The 18,574-nt window shown below is 41.6% G+C and carries 16 protein-coding genes and 1 pseudogene; 11 read left to right on the forward strand and 6 right to left on the reverse strand.

Translation table 11 applies throughout. From position 1 onward, the window contains the following. The first annotated feature begins 508 nt into the window (after positions 1 to 508). The 4 genes and pseudogenes from PSF16_RS12910 to sanA all read left to right on the forward strand — a co-directional run bounded on the left by PSF16_RS12910 (position 509) and on the right by sanA (position 5,310). Complete coding sequence (locus PSF16_RS12910) at positions 509 to 2,206, forward strand: NAD-dependent malic enzyme (protein ID WP_006660147.1); 1,698 nt, start codon at positions 509 to 511, stop codon at positions 2,204 to 2,206. A gap of 169 nt (positions 2,207 to 2,375) precedes the next feature. Further along, a pseudogene (locus PSF16_RS12915) lies at positions 2,376 to 3,275 on the forward strand (rhomboid family intramembrane serine protease); the annotation flags it as partial. Between the two features lie 294 nt (positions 3,276 to 3,569). Then, positions 3,570 to 4,418: a YncE family protein gene (locus PSF16_RS12920; RefSeq protein WP_226890359.1), complete on the forward strand. Its 849-nt coding sequence runs from the start codon at positions 3,570 to 3,572 to the stop codon at positions 4,416 to 4,418. 187 nt (positions 4,419 to 4,605) lie between these two features. Then, positions 4,606 to 5,310: an outer membrane permeability protein SanA gene (gene sanA, locus PSF16_RS12925; RefSeq protein ID WP_006662275.1), complete on the forward strand. Its 705-nt coding sequence runs from the start codon at positions 4,606 to 4,608 to the stop codon at positions 5,308 to 5,310. On the opposite strand, the gene yeiB is transcribed toward sanA, so the two are convergent. Further along, positions 5,303 to 6,481 (reverse strand): DUF418 domain-containing protein YeiB, encoded by a 1,179-nt coding sequence (yeiB, locus tag PSF16_RS12930; protein ID WP_272689378.1) that lies wholly within the window; start codon positions 6,479 to 6,481, stop codon positions 5,303 to 5,305. The two genes, sanA and yeiB, sit on opposite strands and share 8 nt — an antisense overlap. A 3-nt stretch (positions 6,482 to 6,484) precedes the next feature. Then, positions 6,485 to 7,144 (reverse strand): GTP cyclohydrolase I FolE, encoded by a 660-nt coding sequence (gene folE, locus PSF16_RS12935; RefSeq protein WP_006660151.1) that lies wholly within the window; start codon positions 7,142 to 7,144, stop codon positions 6,485 to 6,487. A 426-nt stretch (positions 7,145 to 7,570) separates the two neighbouring features. Between folE and moeA the strand changes: the two genes are divergently transcribed. The 3 genes from moeA to PSF16_RS12950 all read left to right on the forward strand — a co-directional run bounded on the left by moeA (position 7,571) and on the right by PSF16_RS12950 (position 10,069). Then, the gene (moeA, locus tag PSF16_RS12940; protein ID WP_272689379.1) at positions 7,571 to 8,812 is read left to right on the forward strand and encodes a molybdopterin molybdotransferase MoeA; all 1,242 of its coding nucleotides are present in this window, start codon (positions 7,571 to 7,573) and stop codon (positions 8,810 to 8,812) included. Between the two features lie 5 nt (positions 8,813 to 8,817). Continuing rightward, positions 8,818 to 9,564, forward strand: coding sequence for a molybdopterin-synthase adenylyltransferase MoeB (moeB, locus tag PSF16_RS12945; RefSeq protein ID WP_006660153.1), 747 nt, complete (start codon positions 8,818 to 8,820; stop codon positions 9,562 to 9,564). A 169-nt stretch (positions 9,565 to 9,733) separates the two neighbouring features. Continuing rightward, a complete protein-coding gene (locus PSF16_RS12950) occupies positions 9,734 to 10,069 on the forward strand; it encodes a zinc ribbon domain-containing protein YjdM (RefSeq protein ID WP_006662278.1) in 336 nt (111 codons plus the stop codon). Positions 10,070 to 10,153: 84 nt separating this feature from the next. On the opposite strand, the gene PSF16_RS12955 is transcribed toward PSF16_RS12950, so the two are convergent. The 3 genes from PSF16_RS12955 to PSF16_RS12965 form a co-directional block, all read right to left on the reverse strand. After that, positions 10,154 to 11,752, reverse strand: a complete 1,599-nt coding sequence (locus tag PSF16_RS12955; protein ID WP_272689380.1) for an ABC-F family ATPase — start codon at positions 11,750 to 11,752, stop codon at positions 10,154 to 10,156. A 262-nt stretch (positions 11,753 to 12,014) separates the two neighbouring features. Continuing rightward, positions 12,015 to 12,473: a GNAT family N-acetyltransferase gene (locus tag PSF16_RS12960; RefSeq protein WP_006660156.1), complete on the reverse strand. Its 459-nt coding sequence runs from the start codon at positions 12,471 to 12,473 to the stop codon at positions 12,015 to 12,017. 13 nt (positions 12,474 to 12,486) lie between these two features. After that, positions 12,487 to 13,062 carry a TIGR00730 family Rossman fold protein gene (locus PSF16_RS12965; RefSeq protein WP_006660157.1) on the reverse strand — a complete coding sequence of 192 codons (576 nt, stop codon included), beginning with the start codon at positions 13,060 to 13,062 and terminating at the stop codon, positions 12,487 to 12,489. A gap of 289 nt (positions 13,063 to 13,351) precedes the next feature. Here PSF16_RS12965 and rhtA point away from each other — a divergent pair, with 289 nt between their 5' ends. Both rhtA and dps read left to right on the forward strand, forming a co-directional pair. Next, complete coding sequence (gene rhtA, locus PSF16_RS12970; protein ID WP_006660158.1) at positions 13,352 to 14,239, forward strand: threonine/homoserine exporter RhtA; 888 nt, start codon at positions 13,352 to 13,354, stop codon at positions 14,237 to 14,239. A gap of 289 nt (positions 14,240 to 14,528) precedes the next feature. Next, positions 14,529 to 15,032 carry a DNA starvation/stationary phase protection protein Dps gene (dps, locus tag PSF16_RS12975; RefSeq protein WP_006660159.1) on the forward strand — a complete coding sequence of 168 codons (504 nt, stop codon included), beginning with the start codon at positions 14,529 to 14,531 and terminating at the stop codon, positions 15,030 to 15,032. Positions 15,033 to 15,090: 58 nt separating this feature from the next. Here dps and dinG read toward each other — a convergent pair whose 3' ends face one another. Further along, on the reverse strand, positions 15,091 to 17,211 hold the full coding sequence (gene dinG / locus PSF16_RS12980) for an ATP-dependent DNA helicase DinG (RefSeq protein ID WP_006660160.1): 2,121 nt from the start codon (positions 17,209 to 17,211) through the stop codon (positions 15,091 to 15,093). Positions 17,212 to 17,452: 241 nt separating this feature from the next. Here dinG and PSF16_RS12985 point away from each other — a divergent pair, with 241 nt between their 5' ends. Further along, positions 17,453 to 17,614, forward strand: coding sequence for a hypothetical protein (locus PSF16_RS12985; protein ID WP_272689381.1), 162 nt, complete (start codon positions 17,453 to 17,455; stop codon positions 17,612 to 17,614). Between the two features lie 36 nt (positions 17,615 to 17,650). Continuing rightward, positions 17,651 to 18,490: a 3-mercaptopyruvate sulfurtransferase gene (gene sseA / locus PSF16_RS12990; protein WP_272689382.1), complete on the forward strand. Its 840-nt coding sequence runs from the start codon at positions 17,651 to 17,653 to the stop codon at positions 18,488 to 18,490. Positions 18,491 to 18,574 lie beyond the last annotated feature (84 nt).

The raw sequence follows: 18,574 nt of genomic DNA on the forward strand, positions 1-18,574 counted from the left end.
TTGATTATTATCTTTAGGCTCTATACTTTGAGCTTGCAAGGAGAAAATTAAAAATATAAATGCAAGATATTTTTTCATCAACACCACCAATAACTAATTATTTAAATTAGAAACAAAACCTAAATGAATTAAAAACATGCGGCAATATATGATATATAAAAATATATTTAGCAGGATCAGCATCTACCGACTTACCGCACCATAAGCACTGATTTTCCACTGAACAGTTAAAATTAATTTAACCTATAACAAAATGATATACTGCATTGAAAAGATTGATATCGTGATAAAAGCATCGGCGGACTTAAATAAGCGTGATCCACTCGTTGTAATAGTAAAACAAATCCCGTCTAAAATTCCCTTCTGTAGATAATTTCCTTATCATATAAACCATAATATTCAGTAAAAAATTTAACTGTTTTGTAGCATTATTTACTGTACATATTTTTTGTTTAGCTTAGGATCTAACCTGACTGTTGCTTACTAATCGTCCGAAGAGTGATATTTCATGGAACATGAACACGAAACAAAACGTCCCCTATACATTCCTTACGCTGGTCCAATCTTACTCGAATTTCCTTTACTGAATAAAGGAAGCGCCTTTACAGAAGAAGAACGCGCTAATTTTAACTTGTATGGTTTACTGCCTGAACAAGTTGAAACTATTGAAGAACAAGTTGAACGTGCTTATCGCCAATTAATTGATTTTAAAACAGATATTGATAAGCATATCTATCTGCGTAATATTCAGGATACCAACGAAACCCTATTTTATCGCCTGATTGATGCTCACTTAACGGAAGTTATGCCGCTCATTTACACCCCAACCGTGGGTGAGGCTTGTGAACATTTCTCCGATATCTATCGCCGTGCTCGTGGTTTATTTATCTCTTATCCAAACCGTGAATACATCGATGACATGCTGCAAAACGCAACTAAACAGAACGTAAAAGTTATCGTTGTGACAGATGGCGAACGTATTCTTGGTTTAGGTGACCAAGGTATCGGTGGTATGGGTATTCCAATCGGTAAATTATCTTTGTACACCGCCTGTGGTGGGATTAGCCCTGCGTATACCTTGCCAGTCGTTATTGATGTAGGTACCAACAACCCACAACGCCTGAATGACCCTCTGTATATGGGATGGCGTCACCCGCGTATTACTGGCGAGGAATATGATGAGTTTCTTGAAGAATTTATCCAAGCCGTAAAACGCCGCTGGCCAAATGTGCTGCTGCAATTCGAAGACTTTGCACAGAAAAATGCGATGCCATTATTAAACCGCTATCGCGATGAACTTTGCTGCTTTAACGATGATATTCAAGGCACTGCCGCCGTCACTCTGGGTAGCTTAATTGCCGCCAGCCACGCGGCGGGAAGCAAACTGAGTGACCAGCGAGTCACATTCTTGGGTGCGGGTTCTGCGGGCTGTGGTATCGCAGAACAAATTATTGCTCAGATGAAATCAGAAGGTTTGAGCGATGAAGAAGCGCGTGCACGCATCTACATGGTTGACCGCTTCGGATTACTGACAGACAAACTGCCAAACTTACTGGATTTTCAAAGCAAATTGACGCAAAACAGCGCTAATTTGCAAGATTGGGATGTCAACAGTGACTCTATTTCACTGCTAGATGTTGTACGCAACGCGAAGCCAACAGTACTCATTGGTGTTTCTGGTCAAGCAGGCCTCTTCACCGAAGAGATCATCAAAGAGATGCACAAACACTGCCCTCGCCCAATCGTGATGCCATTATCTAACCCAACATCTCGTGTTGAAGCGCGCCCAGAAGATATTATCAACTGGACTGAAGGACAGGCGCTAGTGGCAACGGGTAGCCCGTTCCCGCCAGTATCTTATAAAGAACAAATTTTCCCTATTGCTCAGTGCAACAACTCCTACATCTTCCCTGGTATTGGTTTAGGTGTAATTGCATCCGGAGCAAAACGTGTAACCGATGGCATGTTGATGGTTGCAAGCCGCGCATTGGCCAGTTGCTCTCCACTGGCACAAAAGGGTGAAGGTCCGCTGCTGCCACTGTTATCTGAAATCCAAGATGTTTCTCGGGTGATTGCGAAGCAAGTGGCGAAAGAAGCACAAGTTCAAGGTGTGGCAACCATGACATCAGATGAAGCTTTAAATGAAGCGATTGAGCACAATTTCTGGAAACCAGAATACCGGACTTATAAGCGCACTTCATTCTAATTACCTGTTTTTACTTCATAAAAGAGCACTTTGGTGCTCTTTTTTATTTTCTCTTATTTTCTTTATTTCAACATTGTCTGAAATGTGTCGAGTTTCTATAACTTGCGATTGAGATAGCCATCAGAGTTATTTAAGATAAAACCATATCTTATTTGCATAGGACTTGCTCATGTCAGAGCCAACTCATCCAGTCTCCACGGAATCATCACCAATAACACCCGAATCCGAGCCCCCACCGCCTAAGTTTTCCCTTTGGGCAATTGCACTCACGCTGTTTATTGCACTCCTCAATATTGGAGTCTATTTTTACCAACTTAATTTTGCCGCGCCTCTTGAATCACAGGAATATAATTTGCTGCTTTTCGGGGCAAACGTTTATCAGCTATCCCTTACTGGAGACTGGTGGCGTTACCCTATCAGCATGGTGCTACATTCTGGCTGGCTCCACCTCGGGCTAAATACCCTTGCGTTGCTCGTTATTGGTATTGAGTGTGAACGCGCTTTTGGTAAATTACGTTACCTTGCTATCTATCTGTTTGCTGGGATTGTCGGTGCGTTTGTGAGTGCAGCTTGGCAATATCAAGAAGCTTTAAACAGCGCAATGCGCCGCTTTGATATGATGTCATGGAGCAGCCTGCTACAGAATGATAATACCGTCTATATTACTGTCAGTTTGGGCGCTTCTGGGGCAATCATGGGACTCGCCGCCGCCTCGGTGATTGCACTTTTGAAACAGCTCAATAACCCTGATCTGACTAAAAATGCTCGCGATACCCTCAAACGCCCGCTTTATAATATTATCGCCATGATCGCATTAACCTTAATTAACGGGATTCAATCTGGCGTCGACAATGCAGCACATATTGGTGGGGCGGTTACGGGTGCAATCATTGGTTTTACTTTTGTCTTAATTCCTAAGAAAAAACGCCTATTAGATTTATTCGTCGTATTAATCATGGGTGGCATTTTAGCGCTCATCATCCATCAATACTCTTTTTCAACCGATGAAGATCTGTTGGCTGAACGAGTGTTTATCTACCAAGAATTAGATAAAGAGATAAACTCAGCCAAAGTAGCTCACGCAAAAATTGAGATAGAAAAAGCGGCGGAACAAGAGTTAAGCACCCTTCCAACGCCATTATCAGAAAATCAAATCACAGGTCTCATGGTTCAAGCTCCAGACTTAATTGAGCCCAGTTTTATTCTCAGTGACGATGCCCACCAGCGAATCTATATCACTGATGAGGAAGCCAACCTAGTTAGTGCTTACTCTACTGCAAACGACGATTGGGAGTTGCTGTTTACTCTCAAGCTTCCTCTCCCACAAAATGATACTGGGTGCAGCTCCAATCGCTGTCGTGGTATGGGCGCTTACGGCGCAGCACTGAGTGCCGACGGGAAAAAACTGTATGTTGCCTCGCTGCAACCAAACAGCGTGAGTGTTATTGATATCGCTACGCAAAAAGTAGAAGCCAATATCGAAACCAATTTCTTTCCACGCCAAATTTATGTGATGAAAAACAGCCCTAGAGCCTTTGTAACCAGCGGCGTAGAAAACAGTATCGCAGTGCTTAACCTTTCGAATAATACCGTTGAGAAAAAATTATCGTTTCCTGATAGCCAAGAATATCAAGGTGCGTTTGGTGTCCAAATGCCAGCAGCACTTTCACCCGATGAAAAACATTTAGCGTTATATGATAATGTGACTCAAGCCGCTTATCTCTTAAACACACAAACGCTCACCTTTAGTGAAAAACCTTGGTTTACGGTCGAAAACTATAACGATGCCGTCAGAAGTTTCTATTTTACCCCTGATAGCCAATTCGTTTGGATGGTCATGGATAATCGCTTTGTTTTCGCTAATATTAATACACCAACGTCGGCTATCACAGAATATCATTGGTGTGGGAATAATAACGATATTCAGTATGGTCAATATGGTATCAATACGGCATTAACCCAAGCTTATTACTTGCCACAATATCCGAGTAAAGCTCAAGTTCCGTTAGTCACTACGAGTTTAAAAACGTTAAATATCCAAAATGTGCTACCGATTCCAACAAAAGGTGAATATATTCAGGGGATAGCGGAAACCAAAAATGTGTGGGTGGTTACCTATCCAAAATCATTTTACGTGATTAATAAGCAACAATCCGTCGATAGGAACATCATCAGCCCATTGTTATGCTTTGGAGCCATACCCAACGAATAAATGAACCCGCGGTATCTGATTGTTTTTCCAATCTAATACCGCCAATCTAATCTGTGGTATCAACGGAAATATTACGGTCATATTGACATGATTTTACGTTACGCGACTTGCGTCACGAAATTAAGTCAAGTAGCCTATTAATTGATACTACTAATTATTATAGGCATTAATTATTCAAGGCGAGGACATGAGGAAACGTCTGCTTTATGGTCTATTAATACTGGCAGGGATAGCTTTCGCCACTGTTATTTTACTCGACCGTTGGATCAGTTGGGAAACCGCGCCCTATATCTATGAAGATGTAGAGCAACTCCCTGCCCGCGATGTAGGGATGGTTCTCGGTACATCTAGATATTATGCCTCTGGAGCCACGAATCTTTATTACACTTATCGGATTAAAGGTGCTGCAGATGCTTACCATAGCGGAAAAGTAAAGTATTTGCTCCTCAGCGGTGACAATGGCGCTCATAATTACAATGAGCCTATTGCTATGCGTAAAGATCTCATCAAAGCAGGTGTACCAGCGTCAAAAATTGTGCTCGATTTTGCAGGGTTTCGAACGTTGGATTCTGTTGTCCGTACGAAAAAAGTATTCGACACAGATAATTTCACGATTATTACCCAACGTTTCCATTGTGAAAGAGCATTATTTATCGCTAAACACAAAGGGATTGATGCCCAATGTTTAGCAGTACCCACGCCTGAAGGTATGTTTAAAGTTCGAGTTCGTGAAGTTTTTGCACGTTTAGGGGCGCTGGCTGATCTCTATATTCTCCAGCGTGAACCGAAATTTTTAGGGGAACAAGAATCCATTCCTGCTCCAATAAAAATGCCTGATGGCACTAAAGGCTACCCTGCGGTAACCCCTGAAGAAATCAACAAACTCAATTAATCCCTTGATGGCGGCTAAAAAGATAAAACAGTTTGTCTGTTAATTGTCGCCAACACCACTCAACGGGACCTTGCTTGAAAAAACGTAACCAGCAATAAGAAAACAGCACGTTTATCCCCCAAATTGGTGGGATAAATAGCAATAATTCTAGGCGAGTAAACTGATAGAAATACCCTAAATGGTAAAAAATAGTAGTACAAATCAAAGTTTGAAGTAAATAATTACTCAGCGCCATCCGCCCTATATTCTGTAAAGCTTTTGCGAAAATGCTCTGACTAAAGCGCCCCCAAAATCCATACACCAAGGCAATGTAACCCAGCGATTGTAGAGGAACCATAAGCTCATTAATGATATAGCCGACAATCGACGTATCGAAATAACGCCACCCAAAAAGGCTTTGGAAATAAAGCGCTACCGACTGAATCAAAACGGTGGGGACAATAAAGTAAATGGACATTTTCCGATAATGCCGCTCCGTAAACTGCCCTTTTAGCCAGCCATTTCGCAGCAACAACGCCCCTAAAATCATCATAGCCAGCAATTGCCAACCATATTGGATAACAAGCAACTCAATCATCGTCGCCACTTCGCCAGCACGATAACTTATCCCAGCCATCCCTCCAGCACGGTGTTGCCAAGCATCAAGAAATGCTTGATCAGGCGTAATTTGCCAGAAAGAGGTATCCACTACACTGCTACCAATTACAAACAAAATTATCAATCCAATCAAATAGATTGCAGTGGCAATTTTTAATAGTGTGTTGGCTGAGTAAAGAGGCAGCAGCATTATTGCGATTAACCCGGTTAGGGAATAAGCAAGAAGAATATCGCCATCCCAGAATCCAATACCATGAATTAGCCCAATCATGGCTAAAATGATTAATCGACTACGCTGCCATAAGACTGGACGATAAAGCAGAAGCCCTAGCGTTGCACCAAACAGTAAGGAAAAAATACCCAGAAATTTCCCTTGGAAGAAAAGATTAAAAAACACCCAAACCACCGCATCAGATGATGAGACTTCAGACGTGTAATAGGGATTAAGATAGGCCGCTTGTGGCAACGCAAATCCAAAGATATTCAGTAATAAAATACCTAAAATAGCGATGCCACGTACTGTATCAAGTTGCCCAATACGGCTTTTAGGGGCAACCGAAACGGTGGATGTCATAAATTAGAGATGGCGAACCGCGCGTAGAAATTCTTGGCGTGTATTTTGGCTTGATTTAAACAATCCACCTAACGATGTGGTCGTTGTTGCGCTCGTGGCATCACGAATACCGCGGGCTTTCACACAGTAATGAACCGCATCAATAGAAACCGCAACGTTCATCGTGCCCAGCAAAGTTTGCAGTGCGACTAAAATTTGTTGGGTTAAACGTTCTTGGACTTGTGGGCGTTGTGAAAAAAACTGCACAATACGGTTAATCTTTGATAAGCCAATCACTTTATCTTTTGGAATGTAAGCCACAATGGCCTTACCATCAATAGTGACAAAATGGTGTTCACACGTGCTAGTCAGTGTAATATCACGCACTGTCACCATTTCATCCACACTCATTTTATTTTCAATTAATGTGATTTTAGGGAAATTGGCGTAATCAAGACCCGAAAAAATTTCATCCACATACATTTTCGCGATACGGCGCGGAGTATCCGCTAAGCTATCGTCAGTTAAATCTAAGTTCAGTAACTTCATGACTTCGGTCATATGCCCTTCAATCAGTTGCTTACGCTCTTCACCTGATTTTGGCTGGATGCGCAGCGGGGTTTCAAGCCCTCTTGCTTCCAAAGCAGCATGAACTAATTCGGCCTCTTTACTCAGAGATGACATGGGATCCTCCACAGATGGTATAACGCTATTTTTATAAAAATGCAGGTGTGCGCGGTACTCTAAAACAGCAAGTGCAGATAATCCAGCATTACATCCACCAATAGCATGAAATATTTGCAGGAAACCGCACGAATAGATCCAGAATACTCCTTACAATTTAAATAACTATTTCATTATTTAAATCCACTTAATAACATTATTTATTATAGTATTTTTGATTGCGATATTTTGGCAAAAACCGCGTTGTAATATAGCCATTGATTAGCATGACTCAATCAACTCCCCCAAATAGGCTAAACTATCCACCTAAAAGCTATCAGCAATCAATTTCTATTCATTCACCCAATGCGCTATATCTGCCATAATACCGCTAGCAAATTTATTTGAGCGTTCTAAGCCAATAACAAGATTAAGAGGTAACAATTTATGGATCAGTGTCATACTAATGGTTTGATTTCTCTAGAACTGGCATTAGAAAAATTACTGTCTAACACCCCAACCGTGACTAGTACAGAAATCATTCCACTCACTGAGTCTGCTCAACGTATTATTGCCGAAGATCTCATTTCACCGATCAACGTTCCACCTTTCGATAATTCAGCGATGGATGGTTATGGTTTCCGCTTCGCAGATTGGGATGGAAAAACCCCCATGCCTGTCGCCGGCAAATCATTTGCAGGCAATCCAATGGAAGGCAAACTTCCGGCTGGTAGCTGTGTACGTATTATGACCGGTGCACCAATCCCTAATGGTGTTGATACCGTTGTCATGCAAGAAGCGACCGAACAAACTGACCAAGGCATTGTTTTTACAGAAGCCTTTAAACTCGGTAACAATATCCGCAAAGCGGGTGAAGACATTGCACAGGGTCAAGCCGTATTTCCAGCGGGAACGTTACTGTCCACAGCACAGTTACCCTTGATTGCTTCACTGGGTATTGCCGACGTGACCGTTTATCGCCGCTTAAAAGTCGCTGTATTCTCAACGGGTGATGAACTTCAAGCAGTAGGCAGCCCACTGGCGGACGGTCAAATTTATGATACCAACCGTTTTGCTGTGCGCTTGATGTTAGAAAAGCTCAATTGTGAAGTATTAGACCTCGGCGTCATTCCCGATTCGCCAGAAAAATTAAAACAGACATTTATTGAAGCGAACCAGAAAGCCGATTTAGTCATCAGCAGCGGCGGTGTCTCAGTTGGCGAAGCTGACTACACCAAACAAATTCTTGATGAACTGGGCGAAATTGGCTTTTGGAAGTTAGCCATCAAGCCAGGTAAACCTTTTGCTTTTGGTAAACTCAGTTCAGCATGGTTCTGTGGCTTACCTGGAAATCCTGTCTCCGCCGCGCTCACTTTTTATCAACTCGTTCAGCCGCTCATTGCTCGCTTATCGGGTCACAGTCAATGGAAGGCGCCTGTACGTTTTAAAGTTCCTGTCATCACTCCATTGAAAAAATCACCTGGACGCCTTGATTTTCAACGTGGAATTTTAAGTGTTAATGAACAAGGTCAGCTGCAAGTTGCGACCACAGGGCACCAAGGCTCACATATTTTCAGTTCCTTCAGCCAAGCAAACTGCTTTATCGTATTAGAACGTGAGCGAGGAAAAGTGGCTGTGGGTGAAACTGTTGATGTGGAAATGTTCAATTACTTATTAAAAAGTGAGTAACGACTGTGCAAGAACTGACTGACCAAGAAATGCTGCGTTATAACCGCCAAATTATCCTACGCGGTTTTGATTTTGACGGGCAAGAAAAACTGAAAGCCAGTAACGTTTTGGTGATTGGACTCGGTGGTCTTGGCTGCGCCGCAACCCAATACCTTGCAGCCGCGGGTATTGGGCACTTAACACTTGTAGATTTTGATACAGTTTCCCTGTCAAATTTACAACGGCAGACCCTACATCGTGATGCAACGATTGGTCAACCTAAAGTCGACTCTGCCAAAGCACAACTGGTGGCAATCAATCCTCACATACAAATTGATACCATTGATGCACAATTGGACGATCCTGAGTTAAATGAACTCGTACAGCGGCATGATGTGGTCTTGGACTGTACTGACAATGTCGCTATTCGCGAGCAACTTAACTGCATCTGCTTAAAGCATAAAACCCCTTTCGTTTCCGGCGCAGCAATCCGTATGGAAGGTCAGCTTTCTGTATTTACCTATGAAGATGGAATGCCTTGCTATCACTGCCTTAGCCGGTTATTCGGTGACAATAGCCTAACTTGTGTGGAAGCGGGAGTTATGGCGCCACTTGTTGGCACAATTGGTACATTAGAGGCTATGGAAACCATCAAATTGCTCACTCAATATGGCACCGTAACAACTGGAAAAGTGCTGCTATTTGATGCAATGACGCTCGATTTTCGCCAATTTAAATTGAATAAAGACCCGAACTGCGAGGTTTGTTCCTAAACATAATCCATGGCGAGGACTCTCTCGCCATTACCCTCGGCTTAAAATTAGGAATATTCCTAAAAATAAGTTTATCTTGTCTTTGGTCTTATACTATCCCCCTTTCGGGGAACTCGAGTATCCCACTGTTTGAACTATGACCGCATGAGTCATTACTGAGAATATAAATATGTCATTACCTCCTTGCCCAAAATGTCAGTCCGAATACACCTATACTGACAACGATATGTACATCTGCCCTGAGTGTGCGCACGAATGGAACGATGCTGAGCCAGTTGCTGACATTGATGAACTCATCGTAAAAGATGCTAATGGCAACTTATTAGCTGATGGCGATACTGTTACAGTGATTAAAGATCTCAAGGTGAAAGGAAGTTCTTCAATGCTGAAAATCGGTACCCGAGTGAAAGGGATCCGTTTAGTGGAAGGTGACCATAATATCGATTGTAAAATCGATGGTTTCGGTCAAATGAAACTGAAATCTGAGTTCGTGAAGAAAAACTAATTTCTCAGCAGCATCTCACTGCCAAAATAAAAATAGCCCCGCTGAACGTAACTTCGCGGGGCTATTTTTTTGCCTAAAACGTCATTAGATTACAACACCTTGACTCTTCAGATATTCGTCATACGTTCCTTTAAAATCAACCACTTTATCTTCTTTAATTTCTAAGATTCTGGTCGCTAATGAACTGACAAATTCACGGTCATGGGAAACAAAGATCAGTGTGCCTTGATACATTTCTAACGCTAAGTTCAGCGATTCAATGGATTCCATATCTAAGTGGTTAGTTGGCTCATCCATAACCAAAATATTTGGCTGTTGCATCATCAGCTTACCAAATAACATACGTCCTTGTTCACCACCGGATAATACAGATACTTTTTTCTTAATGTCATCATGAGAGAACAACAAACGACCTAAAATACTGCGGACAGCTTGCTCATCATCCCCTTCATTTTTCCACTGACTCATCCAGTCAAAAACATTCAGGTCAGTATCGAAATCTTCAGCATGGTCCTGCGCATAGTAACCAATATTGTGGTTTTCAGACCATTTTACCGTTCCGCTTGTCGCCGGTTGTTCACCTACCAGCGTTTTTAAGAATGTTGTTTTACCGATACCGTTAGCACCGATAACCGCCATCTTTTCACCCACTTCCAATAACAAGTTCACATTTTTAAATAATGGACCTTGGTCATAACCATTGGTTACCGCTTCTAATTCCAACGCGTTACGGAATAGCTTTTTCTCTTGCTCAAAGCGAATGAATGGGTTTTGGCGGCTAGAAGCTTTAACTTCATCTAATTGAATTTTATCAATTTGACGAGCGCGAGAAGTCGCTTGTTTGGATTTTGATGCGTTAGCACTGAAGCGGCTAACGAAAGATTGTAACTCCGCAATTTGCGCTTTTTTCTTCGCATTATCGGATAAAAGGCGCTCTCTCGCTTGAGTTGCCGCAATCATATACTCATCATAGTTACCCGGGAATAAACGCAACTCACCGTAATCTAAGTCCGCCATATGCGTACAAACGGTGTTTAAAAAGTGTCTATCATGGGAAATGATGACCATGGTGCAGTTACGATCATTCAAGATTTGTTCTAACCAACGGATTGTGTCGATATCCAAGTTGTTGGTTGGTTCATCAAGTAACAAAATATCAGGATCCGCAAACAGCGCCTGAGCCAGCAGCACACGTAACTTCCAACCCGGAGCAACTTCGCTCATCGGACCATAATGTTGCTCAACCGGAATACCAACACCTAGTAACAGCTCACCAGCACGGGCTTCCGCGCTATAGCCATCCATTTCACCATAAGCCACTTCCAGATCAGCAACGCGATAGCCATCTTCTTCGCTCATTTCTGGCATTGCATAAATTCTGTCGCGCTCTTGTTTGACATCCCAAAGCTCAGCATGTCCCATGATAACGGTGTCTAGCACAGTAAATTCTTCAAACGCAAACTGATCTTGGCGTAATTTACCCAGACGTTCGTTTGGATCTGTTGTACTGACATTCCCTGCGGTTGGTGTTAAGTCACCGCCGAGGATCTTCATAAATGTAGATTTGCCCGCGCCATTTGCGCCGATCAGACCGTAACGATTGCCTGTACCGAATTTTACTGAAATGTTTTCAAACAGCGGCTTACTGCCAAACTGCATAGTGATATTATTGGTTGTTAACACTGCGATGCCTTAAATTGATCTTTGTAGAGTCGTCCCCGAGACTGGCTTATTTGCCCTGTTCCCGCCGACTTGAAGTCTGATTAGAATAAATAGCCGCGCATTATGCCATAATCCAGCGTTTAGATCTTGTGCTGATTTTCGCGCTACGTTTTCTGACATGAATAAGGTCAACCACGATACCGATTTAGGTATCGTATCCGTTAATCACAATCTAAAAATGAAAATAGCGAAAAAGCTCCCCATAAAAGCAGAGCCTAAAAAATTACAACGAGATCCCCATTGTGCGAGATACCTCAGTTAATCCTTCACGTTCATAAAACTTAATAGCTTGATGGTTGTGCGCTAATACAGAAAGCTCTAAATGACTAAATTTTTGCTTTTTTGCCCACTCTTTCATTCCATCCAAGAGCTGTTTCCCTGCCCTTTCGCCACGAAAATCTGGGGAGACAATTAAATCAAAAATATAGCCAAAATCCCTCGGTACAATACAGCTATAAGGATCTGAGGTCTGTTTTTGAGCAATACAAAAGCCTTTAATTTCACCTTCATGATCAACCACTAAAAGATGAAACTTAGTGTCATTAATTGCATTCTCAACAAACTCGTTCGATTGTTCCGAGTCTTGTAAGCGCTCACTATCAAGCTTAGCCATCTCCGCAAATAAAATTTGATAGAGAGAAAGAATGGCTGATAAATCCTCTTTTTTTGCGGTTCTGATCATTGCATCACCCTTTTCAATCGTAGGTTTTTACTGGCGGTGCAATGTATGTCTCAAATTGATCTAATAAATCTGCTGGGGAAGATTCCACAATCGCCATATGACGATATTTCTCATGCAGAAAACCTTCATCCGCCATTTTGTTGGTCATATCAATCAATGGCTGCCAGTAATGATTAATATTGAACAATCCACAAGGCTTAGTGTGTAAACCAATTTGGCTCCATGTGAATACTTCACTGTATTCTTCTAATGTACCGTATCCACCAGGCATGGCGACAAATCCATCCGCAAGCTCAATCATTTTACTTTTACGTTGATGCATAGTGTCTACTTTGTACAATTCAGTCAGATTTTTATGGGATATTTCACGTTCTTCAAGGAGAGATGGAATTACACCTATCGCTTTCCCACCTAAAGATAATACTGTATCTGCAATGGTACCCATCAGCCCAACACTCGCCCCACCATAAACTAAAGCGATATCACGTTTAACCAGCTCTTTGGCAAATTCAATGGCCTGTTTTTGATAAATGTCGTTATTGCCCATGCTAGAGCCACAATAAACCGCCACACTTTTAATTTTTTTCATGTTCTACCTTTCATACCTATTATCATTCTTGTCAGCGCGAAATTATACGGCACCCACAACGAAGCTCAACTCACAATATTTGATTATTTATAACTTAGTGACTCTCTAATATTAAATAATATGGTCAATACTCCATATTTAACAAAGCAATATAATCTGCATGAATTCTGTGAGATAATTCACGTCAATTTGCTGGCTAAGTGTAAATATCCTAACAGGCCACCATTATTATTTAGATTTACCCATTTTACCTGTCACGTTGCTATCGTTTTTTTGAGGTTTTTTATTCATGTCAGCCGATACTAAAAAGAGTGCGTTTCCACTATTACCAATAGGCTTGCTATTACTGGCAATGACCTCAATTCAAAGTGGTGCCTCTTTAGCTAAAACATTATTCCCACTTATCGGCGCTCCCGGTGTTACGGGTCTACGCTTACTATTAGCGACTATTATTTTATGTGTCATTTTTAAACCTTGGCGTTTAAATTTTAGAAAAAGCTCATTAGTTCCGCTACTTGCTTATGGCTTGTCTCTCGGTACGATGAACTATTTATTTTACTTAGCTCTCGAGCGTATCCCTCTTGGTATTGCAGTGGCACTTGAATTCACAGGTCCACTCGCTGTGGCAATGTTTTCATCTCGCCGCCCTATTGATTTTTTATGGATAGGGTTAGTGATCACCGGCTTACTCTTCTTATTACCTATTGGGGATAACATTAACTCCCTAGACCTTCTTGGTGTTGCTTATGCTTTAGGCGCGGGTGTTTGCTGGGCTATTTATATTATCTTTGGACAACGTGCTGGTGCAGGTTATGGTGCTGCAACAGTTGCTGTAGGCTCACTGATTTCAGCGCTAATTTTCTTTCCGATTGGGTTAATGCAAACGGGGGTTGAAGCCATGTTTGACCCAGCGATATTGCCTTTAGCCTTAGCAGTTGCCATACTATCCACGGCATTCCCATACACGTTAGAAATGATAGCGTTAACCAAATTACCCGCAAAAACATTTGGTACCTTAATGAGCCTCGAGCCTTGCATGGGCGCATTTTTAGGAATTGTTTTCCTGCAAGAACATTTGACTATGACTCAATGGTTAGCGCTGCTGTGTATTGTTTGTGCCTCTATCGGATCAACCTCAACGTCAGTGCCTAAATCCAAGATTGAAAAAGTCTCATAAATATTGACGATTTTTACCATCCATCACCAAGGCTAATAATTTTATTTATTAGCCTTTTTATTATGTTATTTTTTAGCAGAGCCTTTATTTCATTCGCTTGTAAAGTAATATTCATCTATTTGAAAAATACCAACGATAGATTTGATTGGCAAAATCTAAAATAAATACAATTCACTCATTTACCTATTAAAGTAATAGATAATGACTTTATGACATTCTTAGCTTTACGCTCTATATTTATAAACAGACAAGATAATTGAATCAATTTATATTTAAGAGAGGAAATTCTATGAATACTGCAAAATTATTTAAAACCTCTTCAACTGACCTTTTATATACCCGTAATGATATTGAAGATAGCGTTAAACTAGAAACTATCGGTATATTAAACATGATGGTGATTCATTTCACTGATCTTTCTTTAATCACCAAACAAGCACATTGGAATATGCGTGGACGCAATTTTATTGCAATACACGAAATGTTGGATGGCTTTAGAGATAGCATCATTGGGCACTTGGATGAGTTTGCTGAACGAGCTGTTCAACTCGGTGGTGTGGCAACCGGAACATCACAGCAAGTAAATAAGTTCACATCCTTAGAAGCTTATCCTTTAGATATTCATTCAGTCCAAGATCATTTAAAAGCACTCGCTGAGCGTTATGCTGTTGTGGCAAATGATATTCGCAAAGCGATTGATGAAGTTGAAGATGAAAATACCGCAGATATGTTTACTGCCGCTTCCCGCGACCTAGATAAATTCCTGTGGTTATTAGAAGCCAATATTGAGTAGTGTCGTAAAACAGAGTCAATATATTGACCATGAGACCACTTCGGTGGTCTCAATTTATTTATCGTGCTGCCTTATCTGATGTGGGCATATCGGGTTGCTCAATAGGGAAAACAGGTAACGAATTTAATAAACGTTTCCCGTAGTTTTTTGTTAATAAACGTTTATCGTAAATGATGATTTCACCATAACATTCATGGCTTCGAATCAACCGCCCCGCCTGCTGAATCAAATTGAATGAAGCACTTGGTAAACTTTGCACTTCAAATGGATAGCGCTTTAACGATTTTAACCAATCCCCTTCAGTGATAATCACAGGATTCGTTACGGGTGGAAATGCGATTTTGTGAATATGCACTTGAGTTAAATATTCACCTTTTAGATCTAACCCTTCTGCAAATGACTGTAAGCCTATCAAGGCACTTTTTTGTCCTTGCTTAATACGCTCACAATGGGTTTCAACTAAGCGATAACGTGGTTGATCACCTTGAACTAATAACTGTAATCGCAGATCTTTCACATGCTCAAGAAACCCATCCATCGCACGTTGGCTACTAAATAAAATCAGCACCCCATGGTGATTTCCTTCCGTAAATTGGTGACGAAAATAAGTCGCCATTTCTTTTAAATGTTCCGCTTCATGAGCCATCGTTGGCTCATACTCCATTTTAGGAATAACTAATTTACCCTGTTCTACATGATTAAAAGGTGAAGTCAGCGTGACAAACCGGTCATCACTCTTTTCAGATAACCCTGTTAACTCCATAAAACGTGAATAACTGTTCAAAGAGCGTAATGTTGCTGAAGTAATGACAATATGAGGAACATTTCGCCAGAGTAAATGTTGTAACTGCTCGCTCACTCGAATACCTGCGCAATGCATAAAAATACGTGACTGATTTTTTTCATATCGACGGCTAAGCCATTTGGATACAGGTGCGCCAGAACTTTGTTCAAGCGAGGCTAAGCGCCATAATTTAGCCATATTCTCAAAATAACCCATCGCTCGACTAGTGACTAAAATTGAACGATGCAGACGCACAATATCTTGTTTCGCAGTCTGCTCTGTCAGATCGCTTAAAATTGCTTCAGATAACCCACGCAGCGCGTCCGTGAGCTTAAATAGCTCTTGGCAGCATAACTGCATTGCTTCGGGTAATACTCCCATTGGGAAAAGGTATTCTGACTCTTTGGATGTCTCAGGAAGTAGTCCATTCGCCAACAATGAGAAATCTCGGAAACAATCCCGTAATTTTTCCGCATGCTGCTGTAGCTTATCCGGATTTGCCAACTTAGGCGGTTTCGCAGGACGAAACTGAGCCACGTATTGCCCGACATGGTGAATAAAATTATCCACTTGAGCGGTAAGCTGAACGAGTGTAATTTCTCCTTCGACTTCTAAAGCATCTCTAGCGACATCGGGAATATGGTGCCCTTCATCGAGAACTAGCAATAATTTTTTCGGATCGGGCAATACCGATTCGCTTTCCATCGCCGCCATAACTAAGGCATGGTTAGCCACAACAACATCGGCATCTTCAATTTCACGGCGAGCAATAAAAAATGGACAGCGTTGATAAAACTGACAATTTCGTCCAAGGCAATTCATTTTATCAGTACTGACTTTACGCCATAAACTATCGCTAAACGCCTTTTTATGATGATCTCGCAACCCATCCCAAGCAAAACTATGAAAATCATTACGTAATTGCTGGCACTGAGCTCTTTCCTCACTATTCGCAATTTCTGTTTTGTCTTCCACTAACAGCATTAGGTCAATTTGCTCCCCTTCCGCGGCACAAATCGCTTCTAAATTTCGCGGACAAACATAGCGAGCTCGCCCGAACGCACCCGTGAATTTTAAATCAGGAATAATTTTACTCAGCAACGGTAAATCTTTACTGAAGATCTGGTCTTGTAGGGCTACGTTGGCAGTGCTAACCACCAAGGTTTTCCCCTCTTCACGCCCAACAGCAATCCCCGGAATCAGGTACGATAATGTTTTACCAACGCCCGTTGGGGCTTCAATAATTAAATGGCGTCCTTCAGCATCTGACAAATTTTTCGCCACTTCAGCAATCATTTGGCGCTGAGGTGCCCGAGAGACAAAGCCCTCGATTTGGTTAGATAACCCTTTATACCATTGAGTTATTTGTTCTTTGATTTTATTTGACAGAGACATAGATACGCTGAAGACCAAGTAAAGAGGATAAGATAACCAATCACAGAAAAAGCAGAAAAGCTGCTAATTAATCTTTTGCGAAACGCTTCGCAAAACTACTGTATTAATTTCCATTATACACAAATTCTGGAAAGCCTTTCGCAAAACACCTATTCGAAGCAAGAAAATCTCCCTGAAAACTTGTTTGCTATTGCCATCCAGTTATACTTTGGCTTCTTCATATCTAATCAGGCTAATAAAAATGAAAAAAGTCGTCATCGCACTGTGCGCTTTATGCGCGTTGAGTTCTATCGGAGGAATTGTGTTAGCAGGGATGAATATTCATACCCGCTCAACGACACCTTTAGAACAAAATCAGGCTCAATCGCCATCAGTATTACCTGCACCTAATCAAATTCAGTAATCAGCCATTAATAATCTAACGGGACGGTGAGTTATGATGTACAACGATTATTTTGTCACGCCAGAGTGGTTAAATTCACATTTTTCAGATAGCAATCTGATTGTACTTGATGCATCAACCCCCCCGCCAACCGCCCCCTATGATTGTTATCAGAGTTATCTTGATGAGCACATTCCACATGCACAATTTTTTAATCAAGATGAAATTGCAGATAAAAGTAGCGACTTACCGCATATGCTGCCTAGTGCAGCCACATTTAGCCAAGCCGTTGGGGCGATGGGTATTAATAACCAGACCCAAGTCATTATTTATGCGCAAAATAACTTATTTTCATCGCCTCGTGCATGGTGGACTTTCCGCACATTAGGCTGTAAACACGTAAAAATCCTAGCGGGTGGAATTAACGCGTGGAAAGCCGCAGGCTTTGCAACACAGTCAGGTAAAATTACACCACCAGCAACACAAACCTTTATTGCAGATAGGCAAAATGCCAATGCCCTGAACCAACAACAAATGTTGGAGATTGCAACTGATGGTAAGATTCAAATCGTTGATGCTCGCGCCGCTGCGCGTTTTCTTGCTCAAGCCCCTGAGCCGCGCCCAGGTTTAAGAATGGGCCATATCCCCGGCAGTAAAAACGTGCCTTGGGATTTATTAGTGGAGAATGGGGAATACAAATCACCAGAACAATTAAAAGCGATTTTTGCCGAGCATGATGTCGATATTCACGCGCCAACAGTGACAACGTGTGGCTCGGGCATGACCGCCGCGGTTGTCTTAATGGCTTTAATGCTACTCGGTAACTCTCATGTTCGCCTCTATGATGGTTCTTGGGCGCAATGGGGTCAAGACAACGGTTTACCCATCGAACCTTAATCTTACTCATTCCCCCATAGCTACTTTTTAAGTATGGGGGAATGTAATTATTCTCTTTGCGCTTATAGTGTAAATATAAAAAGC

The sequence above is a fragment of the Providencia sp. PROV033 genome (assembly GCF_028484855.1).
Taxonomy (GTDB): domain Bacteria; phylum Pseudomonadota; class Gammaproteobacteria; order Enterobacterales; family Enterobacteriaceae; genus Providencia; species Providencia alcalifaciens.

Bases quoted from the DNA above. Each gene is read 5' to 3' on its own strand.
- sanA (WP_006662275.1), top strand. From the start codon at position 4,606: ATGAGGAAACGTCTGCTTTATGGTCTATTAATACTGGCAGGGATAGCT.
- sseA (WP_272689382.1), top strand. From the start codon at position 17,651: ATGTACAACGATTATTTTGTCACGCCAGAGTGGTTAAATTCACATTTT.
- PSF16_RS12965 (WP_006660157.1), bottom strand. From the start codon at position 13,062: ATGAAAAAAATTAAAAGTGTGGCGGTTTATTGTGGCTCTAGCATGGGC.
- PSF16_RS12960 (WP_006660156.1), bottom strand. From the start codon at position 12,473: ATGATCAGAACCGCAAAAAAAGAGGATTTATCAGCCATTCTTTCTCTC.
- PSF16_RS12950 (WP_006662278.1), top strand. From the start codon at position 9,734: ATGTCATTACCTCCTTGCCCAAAATGTCAGTCCGAATACACCTATACT.
- rhtA (WP_006660158.1), top strand. From the start codon at position 13,352: ATGTCAGCCGATACTAAAAAGAGTGCGTTTCCACTATTACCAATAGGC.
- moeA (WP_272689379.1), top strand. From the start codon at position 7,571: ATGGATCAGTGTCATACTAATGGTTTGATTTCTCTAGAACTGGCATTA.
- folE (WP_006660151.1), bottom strand. From the start codon at position 7,144: ATGTCATCTCTGAGTAAAGAGGCCGAATTAGTTCATGCTGCTTTGGAA.
- PSF16_RS12920 (WP_226890359.1), top strand. From the start codon at position 3,570: ATGGGCGCTTACGGCGCAGCACTGAGTGCCGACGGGAAAAAACTGTAT.
- dinG (WP_006660160.1), bottom strand. From the start codon at position 17,211: ATGTCTCTGTCAAATAAAATCAAAGAACAAATAACTCAATGGTATAAA.
- dps (WP_006660159.1), top strand. From the start codon at position 14,529: ATGAATACTGCAAAATTATTTAAAACCTCTTCAACTGACCTTTTATAT.
- PSF16_RS12910 (WP_006660147.1), top strand. From the start codon at position 509: ATGGAACATGAACACGAAACAAAACGTCCCCTATACATTCCTTACGCT.
- PSF16_RS12985 (WP_272689381.1), top strand. From the start codon at position 17,453: ATGAAAAAAGTCGTCATCGCACTGTGCGCTTTATGCGCGTTGAGTTCT.
- yeiB (WP_272689378.1), bottom strand. From the start codon at position 6,481: ATGACATCCACCGTTTCGGTTGCCCCTAAAAGCCGTATTGGGCAACTT.